Genomic DNA, 15,944 nt, shown 5'->3' on the forward strand with positions numbered 1-15,944 from the left:
CAGCCGGTTTTTTTATGCCTCGAACGTGCCTTACAGCGCAGCAGCGTTCTCGGTCAGGTAAGCCGCAACACCTTCGGTGGAAGCGGTCATGCCTTTGTCGCCTTTTTTCCAGTTGGCAGGGCAAACTTCGCCGTGCTCTTCGTGGAATTGCAGAGCGTCGACCAGACGGATCAGCTCTTCGATGTTACGGCCCAGCGGCAGGTCGTTGATGATCTGCGAGCGGACAACGCCTTTGTCGTCGATCAGGAACGCGCCACGGAAAGCCACGCCGCCTTCGGACTCAACGTCGTAGGCCTTGGCGATTTCGTGCTTCAGGTCGGCCGCCATGGTGTAGCGAACTTCGCCGATGCCACCATTGTTGACCGGGGTGTTGCGCCAGGCGTTGTGGGTGAAGTGCGAGTCGATCGAAACGGCTACCACTTCCACGTTGCGTGCCTTGAAATCAGACATGCGGTTGTCCAGAGCGATCAGCTCGGACGGGCAAACGAAGGTGAAGTCCAGTGGGTAGAAGAACACCAGGCCGTATTTGCCTTTGATGGCCGAGGACAGGGTGAAGCTGTCTACGATTTCGCCATTGCCGAGTACGGCCGGTACGGTGAAGTCAGGGGCTTGTTTGCCTACGAGTACGCTCATTGGATATCTCCTGGTGTAATAACGTTGAAGAACAGGGTTCATGCCAGCCTGCCACCCTCGGGCGACAGCCCTGTGACATAAACCTGCTTCGCAAAAGGCCGACCATCATACACCGCGTTTTTCACCTGTCCTTAGCGCCTTAATGGTTTTTTTCCTGGAAGGTAAAAAGACCGCTGCTATATTTTTCTCCTGACAACGTGAGAAGAAACCGTTCGTCAGTCACATGCCCTTATGACGAAAACCTTTCAGAAACCACTTTGACAATCATTCTCGTTAACATTAAGATCCATCGCAATTGAGTCACAACCAGCGACGGTTTTCACTTATGTATGTCTGCCTCTGCACTGGCGTCACCGACGGTCAAATCCGCGATGCAATCTATGAAGGTTGCTGCAGCTATCGGGAAGTACGTCAGGCCACCGGCGTTGCCAGCCAATGCGGTAAATGCGCCTGCCTTGCCAAGGAAGTGGTCCGTGAAACCCTGGGCAAACTGCAATCGGCCCAGGCGTCGATCCCCTACCCCGCAGAATTTACCGCCGCATAATGACCGTATTTCAAAGAACCGGACTTGATGTCCGGTTTTTTTATGTCTGAAAATCAACCGCTTAGGCGCTAGACGCGGAACACAAACATTCTTATTCCGATTAATTTTCATTTAAGTTTCAATAACTTAGGTTTGACACTCTTAATTACGCGGCTCAAACTCTGCCTTATAGACAGCCAATACAGGGCAGGACCCCATCATGAAAGGCGACATTACAGTCATCCAGCATCTCAACAAGATCCTTGCCAATGAGCTGGTCGCGATCAATCAATACTTTTTGCATGCGCGCATGTATGAAGATTGGGGTCTGAACAAGCTCGGCAAGCACGAGTACCACGAATCCATCGACGAGATGAAGCACGCCGACAAGCTGATCAAGCGCATCCTGTTCCTTGAAGGCCTGCCGAACGTCCAGGACCTGGGCAAGCTGAACATTGGCGAACACACCAAGGAAATGCTTGAGTGTGACTTGAAGATTGAACGCGACGGCCATGCCGATCTGAAAGTCGCTATCGCTCACTGCGAAACTGTTGGCGACTTCGGTAGCCGTGAACTGCTCGAAGACATTCTTGAATCCGAAGAAGAACATATCGACTGGCTGGAAACCCAACTGGGCCTGATCGATAAAGTCGGTCTTGAGAACTATCTGCAGTCGCAGATGGGCGACGAGTAGGAGCTGTCGAGTGAAACGAGGCTGCGATCTTGACGATCGTAGCGGCGACATCTCAATAACTTGTTTAAGTGCAATAAAAAGCCCCGCTCCTCTTTCGAAGGCGGGGCTTTTTAGTTGCTGAGATCAAGAGATCGCAGCCTCGTTTCACTCGACAGCTCCTACAGGAGCTAATCAGGCGTCGGTCTTGTTGGCAGCAGCAGCTTCAACAGCAGCTTCAACAGCAGCTTTGATCGTCGCTTGCAACGAACCGTCAGCAGCCATTTCAGTCATGATGTCGCTACCGCCGACCAGTTCACCACCGACCCACAATTGCGGGAAGGTTGGCCAGTTGGCGTACTTTGGCAGGTTGGCGCGGATTTCCGGGTTCTGCAGGATGTCCACATAGGCAAACTTTTCGCCACAGGCCATTACAGCCTGAGCGGCTTTCGCGGAGAACCCACACTGTGGGGCATTCGGCGAGCCTTTCATGTAAAGCAGAATGGTGTTGTTGGCAATCTGCTCTTTAATCGTTTCGATGATATCCATGGAGCACCTCGGCTGAACTTTCCGACTCAGTGGTCGGCACGGTGGCGCATTGTAACGGAAACCCGAGCGCCATGCTCGGCCTCCCCGACAGTCATGTTCACGCCGCCGCCACGGTCACCGGCACGCCGTTCAACGCCGCATTACCCGACAACTCATCGAGCTGACATTCGTCAGTCAGGTCATTGGCGCTGGAGCCGGGTTGACCACTGGCAATCGTCATCTGCACACCCGGTCGCGCATGACCCCAACCGTGAGGAAGGCTGACCACACCTTTCATCATATCCAGGCTGGCGACCACTTCAACCTCGATCACCCCGACCCGCGAACTCACGCGCACTCGCTGCCCATCGTGGAGCCCGCGACTGGCCAGGTCATCCGGGTTCATCAGCAGTTGATGGCGCGGTTTGCCCTTCACCAGACGGTGATAGTTGTGCATCCATGAGTTGTTGCTGCGCACATGGCGGCGGCCGATCATCAGCAGCTCATCGGCAGCCGGTGCTTGTAGCGCGGCGAAGCGCGCCAGGTCGGCAAGGATCTCGACAGGCGCTGCCTGGACTCGCTGATTGGCCGTTTTCAGGCGTGGCGCCAGGTTGGGCTTAAGCGCACCGAGATCGATACCGTGAGGATGATCGAACAGAGTCGCCAGTGATAGCTTATGTTCCGAAGCGTCGCCATACCGTCCCATCCGCAGCCCCAGGTCGATCATCTGCGCGGGGGCGATGGTTGGCTTCAGCTCTTTGCCAGTCTTCGCTGCAAAAGCCTTGGCCAACCCTACGAAGATTTCCCAGTCATGCAGCGCGCCTTCGGGCTTGGCGAGGATCGCCCGGTTGAAGCGGGTGACGTTGCGCACCGCGAACATGTTGAACGTGGTGTCGTAATGATCGTTTTCCAGCGCCGAAGTCGACGGCAGGATCAGGTCGGCATAACGCGTGGTTTCATTGATGTACAGGTCGACACTGACCATGAACTCCAATCCGTCCAGCGCCTGCTCCAGTTGCCGGCCATTGGGCGTGGACAGCACCGGATTACCCGCCACGGTGATCAGCGCGCGGACCTGCCCTTCCCCTTCGGTAAGCATCTCTTCGGCCAGCGCCGATACCGGCAGCTCTCCCGCGTATTCCGGACGCCCGGACACGCGACTCTGCCACCGGTTGAAATGCCCGCCCGAGGTCGAGGCCACCAGATCCACCGCAGGCTCGGTGCACAACGCACCGCCCACCCGGTCGAGGTTGCCGGTGACCAGATTGATCAGTTGCACCAGCCAATGGCACAGAGTGCCAAAAGCCTGGGTCGAAACGCCCATGCGACCGTAGCAGACCGCTGTCGGCGCTGCCGCGAAGTCCCGTGCCAGTTGGCGGATCTGCTCGGCGGGCACAGCGCACAGCGGGCTCATGGCCTCGGCGGTGAACCCTGCGATCGCTTCACGCACCTCATCCAGGCCATCGACCGGCAAATGACTGTCGCGGGTCAGACTTTCAGCGAACAAGGTATTGAGCAGCCCGAACAACAGCGCCGCATCGCCACCGGGGCGCACGAACAGATGCTGATCGGCAATCGCCGCCGTTTCGCTGCGACGCGGATCGACCACCACCACTTTGCCGCCCCGGGCCTGAATCGCCTTGAGGCGCTTCTCCACATCCGGCACGGTCATGATGCTGCCGTTGGAGGCCAGTGGATTGCCGCCCAGGATCAGCATGAAATCGGTGTGATCGATGTCCGGGATCGGCAGCAGCAAGCCGTGGCCGTACATCAAATGACTGGTCAGATGATGGGGCAACTGATCGACCGATGTCGCGGAAAACCGGTTGCGGGTTTTCAGCAGGCCGAGGAAGTAATTGCTGTGGGTCATCAACCCGTAGTTGTGCACGCTGGGGTTGCCCTGATAGACCGCCACCGCGTTCTGCCCGTGACGCTCCTGAATCGCCGCCAGGCGTTCGGCCACAAGATTGAAAGCATCTTCCCACTCGATAGGCTGCCATTCGCTGCCTGTTCGCAGCATCGGCTGACGCAGGCGATCCGGATCATTTTGAATGTCTTGCAGGGCAACCGCTTTGGGGCAGATGTGCCCACGGCTGAAGGTGTCCTGCGGATCACCCTTGATCGAGGTGATCTGTACGCCGCTGCCTTCGACCTCAGAGGTTTCGATGGTCAGGCCGCAGATGGCTTCACACAGGTGGCACGCACGGTGATGGAGAGTCTTGGTCATGGCCAGTCTCTGTTTTGTTCTGGGCGGGCAATAGCGGCCGCGGGAACAAAACTATGGCGCGCGATCCGCCCCTTTGCCAGCGACGTTCGTCTTGTGAATCGGCGACCATCAGGCCAGCCGATGGCAGCAACGGATCAGTTCAACGGCAGACTCGGCGGCGCCTGCAACTGGATCTCCTCAACGGTTTCGATCTGCTCGTGGGCAATATGCACGCCGGTGAGCTCGCCGATCAGTCGCCAATGCTCGTCGAGCCCGGCGCTGATCGTGGCCATGCGGTCAATCATGCGCCGACCGGCCGCCTTCGTGACTTCGTCCTCACTGCGCAACAACTCGAAAGACATCGAGGTCATGGAAGCGGTGAGGTGAGTCAGAGAGCGGGCCGTAAGCCCGAGTAATTCCATTAACAGCTGTTCTTTCGATTCCATTCCAGATGGCTTCCTGCATCGCTCGTGCCTTAGTTATAACGCAGCACTTTGCTTTAGCAAATGTTTCGGACAAGACACATTGCCCATCAAAGGCCCGAATGACAGGTCAAAAACCGACCGCCAGCGTGTCGCCCGCGTCCTGTTTGATTGCCAAGTCCGGCGAGCGCGGTGTACAAATGGTTAGCTGCTGTCAGGAAACAGGCTTCAAAAGCGCTACTGCGGTCACCCGTAGCCCCTCTGAAATCCCCTAAACACCGTAGCCCATTGGAAAAACGCGACATTTAATGTCAATATCGCGCCTTCCCCTATTTCGTCGCCCCGTGCGGCTTACGCCGCAGGTCTCGCCCGTTTTTCAGTTAAACAAGGCTTTGAGTATCTGCGGTCTGTTGCAAAAAGGTAGTCAATGATGAGCGCAAGGCACTTTCTCTCCCTGATGGATTGCACGCCCGAAGAGCTGGTCAGCGTGATCCGTCGAGGCGTTGAGCTCAAGGACCTGCGTAACCGCGGCGTACTGTTCGAGCCTTTGAAAAACCGCGTCCTGGGGATGATTTTCGAGAAGTCCTCGACCCGCACCCGTATCTCGTTCGAAGCCGGCATGATCCAGCTCGGCGGCCAGGCGATATTCCTGTCGCCACGCGACACCCAATTGGGTCGCGGCGAGCCGATCGGCGACTGCGCCATCGTCATGTCGAGCATGCTCGATGCGGTGATGATCCGTACCTTTGCCCACAGTACCCTGACCGAATTCGCCGCCAATTCCCGCGTGCCGGTGATCAATGGCCTGTCCGATGACCTGCACCCCTGCCAGTTGCTGGCCGACATGCAAACCTTCCTCGAACACCGCGGTTCGATTCAAGGCAAGATCGTGGCCTGGATCGGCGATGGCAACAACATGTGCAACAGCTATATAGAAGCGGCGATCCAGTTCGACTTCCAGTTGCGCATCGCCTGCCCGGAAGGTTACGAACCCAATCCTGAGTTCGTGGCTAAAGCCGGCGATCGGGTGACCATCGTCCGCGACCCGCAGGAAGCCGTGCGCGGCGCGCACCTGGTGAGCACCGACGTCTGGACCTCCATGGGCCAGGAAGAGGAAACCGCCAAGCGCCTGAAGTTGTTCGCACCGTTCCAGGTCAACCGTGCCCTGCTCGACCTGGCCGCGCCGGACGTGCTGTTCATGCATTGCCTGCCGGCCCACCGTGGTGAGGAAATCAGCCTCGACCTGCTCGACGACTCGCGTTCGGTGGCCTGGGATCAAGCCGAAAACCGCCTTCATGCACAAAAGGCCTTGCTCGAATTCCTCGTCCCGCCTTCGTACCACCACGCATGAGCCAGCCATTACTGCTGAACCTGCGCAACCTGGCCTGCGGTTATCAAAACCAGCGGGTTGTGCAGAACCTCAACCTGCATTTGAATGCTGGGGATATCGGTTGCCTGCTGGGGTCTTCGGGTTGCGGCAAAACCACCACCCTGCGGGCGATTGCCGGCTTTGAACCGGTGCACGAAGGTGAAATCCAGCTGGCGGGCGAGACCATCTCCAGCGCCGGTTTCACCCTTGCCCCGGAGAAGCGCCGGATCGGCATGGTGTTTCAGGATTACGCACTGTTTCCGCATTTGAGCGTGGCCGAGAACATCGCTTTCGGAATCCGCAAGCATCCGCAAAAGGATCGCATCACCGAAGAACTGCTCGAACTGGTCAATCTGAAAAACCTCGGCAAGCGCTTCCCCCATGAGCTGTCCGGTGGCCAGCAGCAACGTGTGGCGTTGGCCCGCGCCCTGGCGCCGGAACCGCAACTGCTGTTGCTCGACGAACCGTTCTCTAACCTCGACGGCGAATTGCGACGCAAGCTCAGTCATGAAGTACGCGCCATTCTCAAGGCTCGCGGCACCAGTGCAATCCTTGTGACCCACGATCAGGAAGAAGCCTTCGCGGTCAGTGACCACGTGGGCGTTTTCAAGGAAGGTCGCCTGGAGCAGTGGGACACGCCCTACAACCTCTATCACGAACCCCTGACGCCATTCGTGGCCAGTTTCATTGGCCAGGGTTACTTCATTCGCGGCCAGTTGAGCAGCCCGGAGTCGGTGCAGACCGAGTTGGGTGAATTGCGCGGCAACCGTGCCTACACCTGGCCGATCGGTTGTGCTGTGGATGTGTTGTTGCGTCCGGACGATATCGTCTATGCGCCGGACAGCCCACTGAAGGCGCAGATTGTTGGCAAGAGCTTCCAGGGGGCATCGACTCTGTACCGCTTGCAGTTGTCTACGGGCGCGCAGCTGGAGTCGATTTTCCCGAGTCATGCCGATCATCTGGTCGGTGCTGAAGTAGGCATTCGGGTGGCGGCTGAACACTTGGTACTGTTTCAGGCGAACGGCAGCACGGCGGCGCAGATTCCGGTGATCGAATCCGGTGTTCGGCGGTACAGCACCGCTAGCTGAACCAGCGCTAAAAGATCGCAGCCTTCGGCAGCTCCTACATGGTTTGCATACACTTGTAGGAGCTGCCGAAGGCTGCGATCTTTTCGCTCAACCCAACATCAGCTTGCCGCTTGCAACCAGCGTTGCATTACCGCCAATGCTCACTCGATCCCCTTCCAGCTGGCAGAACAACTCCCCGCCTCGCGCCGAACACTGATACGCCGTCAGACTCGACTTGTTCAAGCGTTCCGACCAATACGGAATCAGGCTGCAATGGGTCGACCCGGTCACCGGGTCTTCGTTGATGCCGATTGCCGGGGCAAAGTATCGCGACACAAAGTCATGCTTGCTGCCCTTGGCCGTCACAATGGCGCCCAGCCACGGCAGTTTTGCCAGCGCAACCATGTCCGGCTGACAATCGAGCACCGCTTGCTCGGACTCCAGTACCACGAACAATTCTTTCGAACCCAACACATCGACTGCTTTCACACCCAAGGCGCGCTCGATATCCAGGGTCACGTCCACTTCAGTCGGCATGATGGCCGGGAAATCCAGCCACAAGCGCTCGCCCTCACGGCTGACACTCAGCGGGCCAGACTTGCAGATAAAGTCCAGTCGCTCGACCGGTTCCTTATCGATTTCGAACAGAACATAGGCGCTGGCCAGGGTCGCATGGCCGCATAACGGGACTTCGGTGGTCGGGGTAAACCAGCGGATGTGCCAGACAGGCCCCTCACGCACCAGAAACGCGGTTTCGGCGAGGTTGTGTTCGGCGGCGATTTTTTGCATCAACTCATCGTCGAGCCAGGTATCGAGCCGGTACACCATCGCCGGGTTGCCACTGAACGGCCGATCACTGAACGCGTCCACCTGATGAAACTCTAGCTGCATGCCATTTCTCCCTTTTTCAGGTCGACGAGCATGAAGCCACGAAGAGCCCTTCACCAGTGACAGAACTAATCAATTTCCACCATACAGGCTGAGCACCCGAAGCCTTCTGTTCAGGGGCGACCGATATCGGCGAACTTCGCCTGGGTGTGTTCGGCCAACACGGCGGGCGCCAGTTCGACTTCCAGTCCACGCCGTCCGGCGCTGACAAAGATGCTGGAAAAAGGCTGAGCCGAATGATCGATAAAGGTACGCAGGCGCTTCTTCTGCCCGAGCGGGCTGATGCCGCCCAACAGATATCCCGTCGAACGTTGTGCAGCCGCGGGGTCGGCCATTTCGACTTTTTTTACGCCAGCGGCATGCGCCAGCGCCTTCAAGTCCAGACTTCCGACGACCGGCACCACCGCCACCAACAATTCCCCTTTCTCGCTGGCCGCCAGCAATGTCTTGAACACCTGCGCCGGGTCCAACCCCAGTTTTTCCGCGGCCTCCAGACCATAGGACGCTGCCTTCGGATCATGTTCGTAACTGTGCACGCGATGTTCGGCACGAACTTTTTTCAACAAATCCAATGCGGGTGTCATGGCAACTCCAGACTTGGCGGTAGAAGAAAAAATACTGCGCAGGATTCTAGGTCATTGATCGATAAAAGGCTCTATTACAACGCTATTTCAAAAGCTTGGCCGGGCTTCTGTGCCGTTCGTCTACGGTCAGCCTGCCTGATGAACGATGCGGTCATTCACGTGACTAATAGTTGAAATGTGACCGGCAGTTCACTTTCGACCTTTGACAGCAGCGTTTCTTGTCTATATTTTTTCGAATCTGAATACTGTACGAATGTCTCACCGCAGCACCCAGCAGTAAGCCGAGTACAGGATGGGGATCCTGCCTTGGTGAAAATCGCGCTTTGACCTTGATGAAAAAGCGCCAGACAACAACAAAAACGAGGTTTTCAATGACAACTGCTTTACAACAACCATCGCTCTCGAGCCAATGCATGGCCGAGTTTCTGGGTACTGCACTGCTCATCTTTTTCGGTACCGGCTGCGTTGCCGCGCTCAAGGTGGCGGGTGCCAGCTTCGGACTGTGGGAAATCAGCATCATCTGGGGGGTGGGCGTCAGCATGGCGATCTACCTCACCGCCGGCGTTTCCGGTGCGCACCTCAATCCTGCCGTGAGTATCGCGCTGAGCATTTTTGCTGACTTCGAAAAGCGCAAACTGCCTTTCTATATTTTCTCCCAGGTGGCCGGCGCCTTTTGCGGGGCCTTGTTGGTTTACACGCTGTACAGCAACCTTTTCTTCGATTTCGAACAAACTCACCAAATGGTTCGTGGCACCCAGGCCAGCCTTGAATTGGCGTCGGTGTTCTCCACTTTCCCGAACCCTGCCCTGACCACTGCCCAGGCCTTTTTGGTTGAAGTGATCATCACCGCCATATTGATGGGCGTGATCATGTCGCTGACCGACGACAACAATGGCCTGCCCAAAGGGCCGCTGGCGCCGTTGCTGATCGGCCTGCTGATTGCCGTGATTGGTAGCTCGATGGGCCCGTTGACCGGTTTCGCGATGAACCCGGCCCGAGACTTCGGTCCTAAACTGATGACTTTCTTCGCCGGCTGGGGTGAAATTTCCTTCACTGGCGGGCGCGATATCCCGTACTTCCTGATCCCGATTTTTGCACCGATTGTCGGTGCCTGCCTCGGTGCTGCAGCTTATCGCGGGCTGATTGCCCGTCATCTGCCCAGCGCCATACCTGCTACAAAGGATGCATTACCGGCCATTGACGGCAAACCAAGAACGTCTTGAAACCGTTGGCGCGTGATCCTGCCCATGTGGTCCCGCGCCTGACCTCACTTCCTAACTTTCGTCCAAGGCAATCGACATGACCGACATACAGAATAAGAACTACATCATTGCCCTCGATCAGGGTACGACCAGCTCCCGCGCGATCATTTTCGACCGTGACGCGAACGTGGTCTGCACCGCCCAGCGCGAATTCGCGCAGCATTACCCGCAAGCCGGTTGGGTCGAACATGACCCGATGGAAATCTTCGCCACCCAAAGCGCCGTGATGGTCGAGGCCCTGGCTCAAGCCGGCCTGCATCACGATCAGGTCGCGGCCATCGGCATCACCAACCAGCGTGAAACCACCGTGGTCTGGGACAAGACCACCGGCCGCCCGATCTACAACGCGATCGTCTGGCAGTGCCGGCGCAGCACCGAAATCTGCCAACAGCTCAAGCGCGATGGTCACGAGCAATACATCAGCGACACCACCGGCCTGGTCACCGACCCGTACTTCTCTGGCACCAAGCTCAAGTGGATCCTCGACAACGTCGAAGGCAGCCGTGAACGTGCGCGCAAAGGTGAACTGTTGTTCGGCACCGTCGACAGCTGGCTGATCTGGAAATTTACCGGCGGTAAAGTACACGTCACCGACTACACCAACGCCTCGCGCACCATGCTCTTCAACATCCACACGCTGGAGTGGGACGCGAAGATGCTGGAAGTCCTCGACATCCCGCGCGAGATGCTGCCGGAAGTTAAGTCCTCGTCCGAAATCTACGGCCACACCAAAAGTGGCATCGCCATTGGCGGTATCGCCGGCGACCAGCAGGCGGCCCTCTTCGGCCAAATGTGCGTAGAGCCAGGCCAGGCGAAAAATACCTATGGCACCGGTTGCTTCCTGCTGATGAACACCGGCGACAAAGCGGTGAAATCCAAACACGGCATGCTCACCACCATCGCTTGCGGCCCGCGTGGCGAAGTGGCCTACGCCCTGGAAGGCGCGGTATTCAACGGTGGTTCCACCGTGCAGTGGTTGCGTGACGAGTTGAAAATCATCAACGACGCCCACGACACCGAATACTTTGCCAACAAGGTCAAGGACAGCAACGGTGTGTACCTGGTGCCCGCCTTCACCGGTCTGGGTGCTCCGTACTGGGACCCGTATGCCCGTGGCGCATTGTTCGGCCTGACGCGCGGCGTACGCGTGGATCACATCATTCGTGCCGCGCTGGAGTCGATTGCCTACCAGACCCGCGACGTTCTGGACGCCATGCAACAGGATTCCGGCGAGCGCCTGAAATCCCTGCGTGTGGACGGCGGCGCAGTCGCAAACAACTTCCTGATGCAGTTCCAGGCCGACATTCTCGGTACGCAAGTTGAGCGTCCGAAAATGCGCGAAACCACCGCATTGGGCGCGGCTTATTTGGCCGGTCTGGCCTGCGGCTTCTGGGGCAGCCTGGACGAGTTGCGCGGCAAGGCAGTGATCGAGCGCGAGTTCGAACCGACCCTGGACGAAACCGCGAAGGAGAAACTCTACGCCGGCTGGAAAAAAGCGGTCAGCCGCACTCGTGATTGGGAACCGCATGAGGGTGCTGAATAAGCCAAGGTCGGGTTCTAACTGGTAGGGAGCAGATTCCTGCGGCATCATGGGCAAATTTTGCACGGCAGCCCAAAGGAAGCCCCATGAATCTGCCTCCCCGTCAGCAGCAAATCCTCGAACTGGTCCGCGAACGCGGTTATGTCAGCATTGAGGAAATGGCCCAGCTGTTCGTCGTTACACCGCAAACCATCCGCCGCGATATCAATCAACTGGCGGAAGTCAATCTGTTGCGTCGCTACCACGGCGGCGCAGCCTACGACTCCAGCGTCGAAAACACTGCCTACGCCATGCGCGCCGATCAGATGCGCGATGAAAAACAGCGTATCGGCGAAGCCATTGCCGCTCAGATTCCCGATCACGCCTCGCTGTTCATCAATATCGGCACCACCACCGAATCCATCGCTCGGGCGCTGCTCAACCACAACCACCTGAAGATCATCACCAACAACCTGCATGTGGCCTCGATGCTCAGCGCCAAGGACGATTTCGACGTGCTGCTGACCGGTGGCAACGTGCGGCGTGACGGTGGCGTGGTTGGTCAGGCGAGTGTCGACTTCATTAACCAGTTCAAGGTCGACTTCGCCCTGGTCGGCATCAGCGGCATTGATGAAGACGGCAGCTTGCTGGACTTCGATTATCAGGAAGTGCGGGTATCCCAGGCGATCATCGCCAATGCCCGGCAGGTGATTCTGGCCGCCGACTCCAGCAAATTCGGGCGCAACGCCATGATTCGTCTGGGGCCGATCAGCCTGATCGATTGCCTGGTCACCGATCAGCAGCCCTCGCCAGCCTTGGCGCAGTTGCTGAGCCAGCACAAGATTCGGCTGGAAGTGGTTTAACCCCCTCGGAAACAGCGTGCTCCCTTGTGGCGAGGGAGCTTGCTCCCGTTCGGCTGCGCAGCAGACGCAAATCAGATGGCATGTTCCTTCTGAAATACCCCGATTGCCGGTTTTAGGGCTGCTTCGCAGCCCAGCGGGAGCAAGCTCCCTCGCCACAAAAGCCCCTCTTGCGCTCACTCAATGTTCGAAAATTTTCCTTTAACCGCCCTTCGATCAGTATTTTCAATCGAAGTTGACTGGCTGTGCGCGTCTTTATGGGCTAGTATTTTCGTAAATGAACATCAATGTTCGAATTCCAATATAGAAAATCAAAACCCGAGGCCAGCCGATGCCCACTTCTACCTTGCCTACGCCCCCTCTCGCCGAGGTTTACGATATCGCCGTCATCGGTGGTGGGATCAATGGCGTGGGGATCGCAGCGGATGCCGCCGGTCGCGGTCTTTCGGTATTCCTTTGCGAAAAGGATGACCTGGCCAGCCACACTTCGTCCGCCAGCAGCAAGCTGATCCACGGCGGCCTGCGCTATCTCGAACATTACGAATTTCGCCTGGTGCGCGAAGCCCTCGCCGAGCGCGAAGTGCTGCTGGCCAAGGCGCCGCACATCGTCAAGCAGATGCGTTTCGTGCTCCCGCACCGCCCGCACCTGCGTCCGGCCTGGATGATCCGCGCCGGCCTGTTCCTTTATGACAACCTGGGCAAACGGGAAAAACTCGAAGGTTCGAAAAGCCTGAAGTTCGGCCCGGACAGTGCACTGAAAAGCGAAATCACCAAAGGCTTCGAATATTCCGATTGCTGGGTCGATGACGCACGCCTGGTCGTACTGAACGCCATGGCCGCCCGCGAGAAAGGCGCCCATGTTCACACCCAGACTCGCTGCGTCAGTGCCCGTCGCACCAAGGGCCTGTGGCATCTGAACCTGGAGCGTGCCGATGGCAGCCTGTTTTCGATCCGCGCCAAAGCGCTGGTCAATGCAGCCGGCCCGTGGGTCGCCAAGTTCATCCGTGATGACCTGAAGATGGAATCGCCGTATGGCATCCGTCTGATCCAGGGCAGCCACCTGATCGTGCCGAAGCTATATGAAGGCGAACACGCGCACATTCTGCAAAACGAAGATCAGCGCATCGTCTTCACCATTCCGTACCTGAATCACTTCACCCTGATCGGCACCACCGACCGTGAGTACACCGGCGACCCGGCGAAAGTTGCGATAACTGAAGGCGAAACCGATTACCTACTCAAAGTGGTCAACGCCCACTTCAAGAAGCAAGTCAGTCGCGGCGACATCCTGCACAGCTATTCCGGTGTTCGTCCGCTGTGCAACGACGAATCCGACAACCCGTCGGCCGTTACTCGCGACTACACCTTGGCATTGTCGGGCAGTGGCGAAGAAGCGCCGTTGCTGTCGGTGTTCGGCGGCAAACTGACGACTTACCGCAAACTGGCCGAGTCGGCGCTGGCGCAACTGGCCCCTTACTTCGCGCACATCAAGCCAAGCTGGACGGCCAGCGCCACCCTGCCCGGCGGCGAAGACATGACCACGCCGCAGGCCTTGAGCTCGCGGATCCGCGACAAATTCGACTGGGTGCCCACCGAGATCGCCCGACGTTGGGCCACCACTTATGGCAGCCGCACCTGGCGCATGCTCGAAGGTGTGGAAAGCCTCGGTGATCTAGGCGAACACATCGGCGGCGGTCTCTACACTCGCGAAGTTGATTACCTGTGCAGCGAAGAATGGGCGACCACCGCCCACGACATTCTGTGGCGCCGCACAAAGCTTGGGCTGTTCACTACCCCGGCGGAACAGCAGAAGCTCGAAGATTACCTGAACAAGCTCGAACAGAACCGCAGCAAGATCGAAGCGGCCTGATCGGGAATCTGGTGAAACGAAGCCCCTGAATCGAAAGGTTGAGGGGCTTTTTGCATTCTGCCAAACACTGCATATCCCCTGTGGGAGCGAGCCTGCTCGCGATAGCGGAGTGTCAGGCAACATCAATGTTGAATGTGCCGACCTCATCGCGAGCAGGCTCGCTCCCACAGGGATCGGTGCAAGACGAGAGATTGCATTCGGTTTTCCGAACGCGACTTGCCAGTCGATTCGGTAAACCGGATCGCCCAATAGAAAATTCAGCGCCACAAATATTTAATAGCCTTATAAATCAATAGCTTGATCTATATCGCCTGGCCTGGCACGAGTCATGCTCTACACTCTTGGACGAATGTTCGTTGCGCCACCCCTTCAGGAGCCGGCAAGCATTCGAAGCACCAAAAAGGGCCGATGAACTGGCTCCATATAAAAACAATGTCGAGGAAAATTTGATGCGCATCGTTCCCCATCTCCTGGGCGCAGCCATTGCTGCCGCTCTGATCAGCACTCCAGTTTTCGCCGCCGAACTCACCGGCACCCTGAAGAAGATCAAAGAGTCCGGCGTTATCACCCTCGGGCATCGTGACGCTTCCATTCCGTTTTCCTACATCGCGGACGCTTCCGGCAAACCGGTTGGCTACTCCCACGATATCCAGCTGAAAATCGTCGAAGCCATCAAGAAAGACCTGGACATGCCCAACCTCCAGGTCAAATACAACCTGGTGACCTCGCAAACCCGTATCCCGCTGGTGCAGAACGGCACCGTGGACGTTGAGTGCGGTTCCACCACCAACAACGTAGAGCGTCAGCAGCAAGTTGACTTCTCCGTTGGCATCTTCGAAATCGGCACCAAGCTGCTGGCCAAGAAAGATTCCCCATACAAAGACTTCGCCGACCTCAAAGGCAAGAACGTCGTGACCACCGCCGGCACCACGTCCGAGCGCATCCTCAAGTCGATGAACGCCGACAAGCAGATGGGCATGAACGTGATCTCCGCCAAAGACCATGGCGAGTCCTTCCAGATGCTGGAAACCGGTCGTGCCGTGGCTTTCATGATGGACGACGCCTTGCTGGCCGGTGAAATGGCCAAGGCCAAGAAGCCGACCGACTGGGCCGTGACCGGGACTGCGCAGTCCAATGAGATTTACGGCTGCATGGTTCGCAAAGGCGACGCGCCGTTCAAGAAAGCTGTCGACGACGCCATCATCGCGACCTACAAGTCCGGCGAGATCAACAAGATCTACGAAAAATGGTTCATGCAGCCAATTCCGCCAAAAGGCCTGAACCTGATGTTCCCGATGAGCGAAGAGCTCAAGGCCCTGATCGCCAATCCGACCGACAAAGCGGCTGACGAAAAGAAATCCTGATTTCTGACTAACCTTATCCCCTGAGAGAGCCTTTGCCCTTTCAGGGGTTGTCACTCCCTGCTGGCATTTTCTGGAAACACTCGAACCGGTGGTTGTCGAGCCGCTCGTGTGTGCCTGACCGTAGTGGCCTGTACGGTCAGTTCGTTAGCTCAAATTCGGTGCCGGAAGTTCATATCCAA

General features: G+C 57.6%; 15 protein-coding genes. 9 read left to right on the forward strand and 6 right to left on the reverse strand.

Annotated elements, in window-relative coordinates; translation table 11 throughout:
• Positions 1 to 30 precede the first annotated feature (30 nt).
• Positions 31 to 633 (reverse strand): peroxiredoxin, encoded by a 603-nt coding sequence (locus ACZ89R_RS11555; protein ID WP_007898510.1) that lies wholly within the window; start codon positions 631 to 633, stop codon positions 31 to 33.
• A 325-nt stretch (positions 634 to 958) separates the two neighbouring features.
• Between ACZ89R_RS11555 and ACZ89R_RS11560 the strand changes: the two genes are divergently transcribed.
• Together ACZ89R_RS11560 and bfr are read left to right on the forward strand one after the other, a co-directional pair.
• On the forward strand, positions 959 to 1,177 hold the full coding sequence (locus ACZ89R_RS11560) for a bacterioferritin-associated ferredoxin (RefSeq protein WP_123500682.1): 219 nt from the start codon (positions 959 to 961) through the stop codon (positions 1,175 to 1,177).
• Positions 1,178 to 1,376: 199 nt separating this feature from the next.
• Entirely contained in the window at positions 1,377 to 1,850 is a 474-nt protein-coding gene (bfr, locus tag ACZ89R_RS11565) for a bacterioferritin (protein WP_429545729.1), read from the forward strand.
• A gap of 171 nt (positions 1,851 to 2,021) precedes the next feature.
• Here the strand turns inward: bfr and grxD are convergent, their stop codons facing one another.
• The 3 genes from grxD to ACZ89R_RS11580 all read right to left on the reverse strand — a co-directional run bounded on the left by grxD (position 2,022) and on the right by ACZ89R_RS11580 (position 5,006).
• Positions 2,022 to 2,375 (reverse strand): Grx4 family monothiol glutaredoxin, encoded by a 354-nt coding sequence (grxD, locus tag ACZ89R_RS11570; protein ID WP_429545728.1) that lies wholly within the window; start codon positions 2,373 to 2,375, stop codon positions 2,022 to 2,024.
• 97 nt (positions 2,376 to 2,472) lie between these two features.
• A complete protein-coding gene (locus tag ACZ89R_RS11575; RefSeq protein ID WP_429545727.1) occupies positions 2,473 to 4,581 on the reverse strand; it encodes a molybdopterin oxidoreductase family protein in 2,109 nt (702 codons plus the stop codon).
• A 134-nt stretch (positions 4,582 to 4,715) separates the two neighbouring features.
• Entirely contained in the window at positions 4,716 to 5,006 is a 291-nt protein-coding gene (locus ACZ89R_RS11580) for a hypothetical protein (protein WP_429545726.1), read from the reverse strand.
• Between the two features lie 406 nt (positions 5,007 to 5,412).
• On the opposite strand from ACZ89R_RS11580, the gene argF reads away from it, so the two are divergent.
• Positions 5,413 to 6,333 carry an ornithine carbamoyltransferase gene (gene argF, locus ACZ89R_RS11585; protein ID WP_429545725.1) on the forward strand — a complete coding sequence of 307 codons (921 nt, stop codon included), beginning with the start codon at positions 5,413 to 5,415 and terminating at the stop codon, positions 6,331 to 6,333.
• Positions 6,330 to 7,439, forward strand: coding sequence for an ABC transporter ATP-binding protein (locus ACZ89R_RS11590; protein WP_123500674.1), 1,110 nt, complete (start codon positions 6,330 to 6,332; stop codon positions 7,437 to 7,439). The genes argF and ACZ89R_RS11590 overlap by 4 nt, the downstream gene beginning before the upstream one ends.
• 87 nt (positions 7,440 to 7,526) lie before the next feature.
• On the opposite strand, the gene ACZ89R_RS11595 is transcribed toward ACZ89R_RS11590, so the two are convergent.
• Together ACZ89R_RS11595 and ybaK are read right to left on the reverse strand one after the other, a co-directional pair.
• Positions 7,527 to 8,309 carry a PhzF family phenazine biosynthesis protein gene (locus ACZ89R_RS11595; RefSeq protein WP_429545724.1) on the reverse strand — a complete coding sequence of 261 codons (783 nt, stop codon included), beginning with the start codon at positions 8,307 to 8,309 and terminating at the stop codon, positions 7,527 to 7,529.
• Positions 8,310 to 8,419: 110 nt separating this feature from the next.
• On the reverse strand, positions 8,420 to 8,890 hold the full coding sequence (gene ybaK, locus ACZ89R_RS11600) for a Cys-tRNA(Pro) deacylase (protein ID WP_429545723.1): 471 nt from the start codon (positions 8,888 to 8,890) through the stop codon (positions 8,420 to 8,422).
• 371 nt (positions 8,891 to 9,261) lie between these two features.
• On the opposite strand from ybaK, the gene ACZ89R_RS11605 reads away from it, so the two are divergent.
• The 5 genes from ACZ89R_RS11605 to ACZ89R_RS11625 all read left to right on the forward strand — a co-directional run bounded on the left by ACZ89R_RS11605 (position 9,262) and on the right by ACZ89R_RS11625 (position 15,765).
• Positions 9,262 to 10,113: an MIP/aquaporin family protein gene (locus tag ACZ89R_RS11605; protein WP_429547865.1), complete on the forward strand. Its 852-nt coding sequence runs from the start codon at positions 9,262 to 9,264 to the stop codon at positions 10,111 to 10,113.
• Positions 10,114 to 10,189: 76 nt separating this feature from the next.
• Positions 10,190 to 11,695 carry a glycerol kinase GlpK gene (gene glpK, locus ACZ89R_RS11610; protein WP_218399011.1) on the forward strand — a complete coding sequence of 502 codons (1,506 nt, stop codon included), beginning with the start codon at positions 10,190 to 10,192 and terminating at the stop codon, positions 11,693 to 11,695.
• Positions 11,696 to 11,778: 83 nt separating this feature from the next.
• Positions 11,779 to 12,534, forward strand: coding sequence for a DeoR/GlpR family transcriptional regulator (locus ACZ89R_RS11615; RefSeq protein WP_007898523.1), 756 nt, complete (start codon positions 11,779 to 11,781; stop codon positions 12,532 to 12,534).
• Positions 12,535 to 12,862: 328 nt separating this feature from the next.
• Positions 12,863 to 14,401, forward strand: a complete 1,539-nt coding sequence (glpD, locus tag ACZ89R_RS11620; protein WP_429545722.1) for a glycerol-3-phosphate dehydrogenase — start codon at positions 12,863 to 12,865, stop codon at positions 14,399 to 14,401.
• A 449-nt stretch (positions 14,402 to 14,850) separates the two neighbouring features.
• Complete coding sequence (locus ACZ89R_RS11625) at positions 14,851 to 15,765, forward strand: glutamate/aspartate ABC transporter substrate-binding protein (protein ID WP_192345597.1); 915 nt, start codon at positions 14,851 to 14,853, stop codon at positions 15,763 to 15,765.
• Positions 15,766 to 15,944 lie beyond the last annotated feature (179 nt).

Source organism: Pseudomonas sp. TE3728, assembly GCF_056279145.1.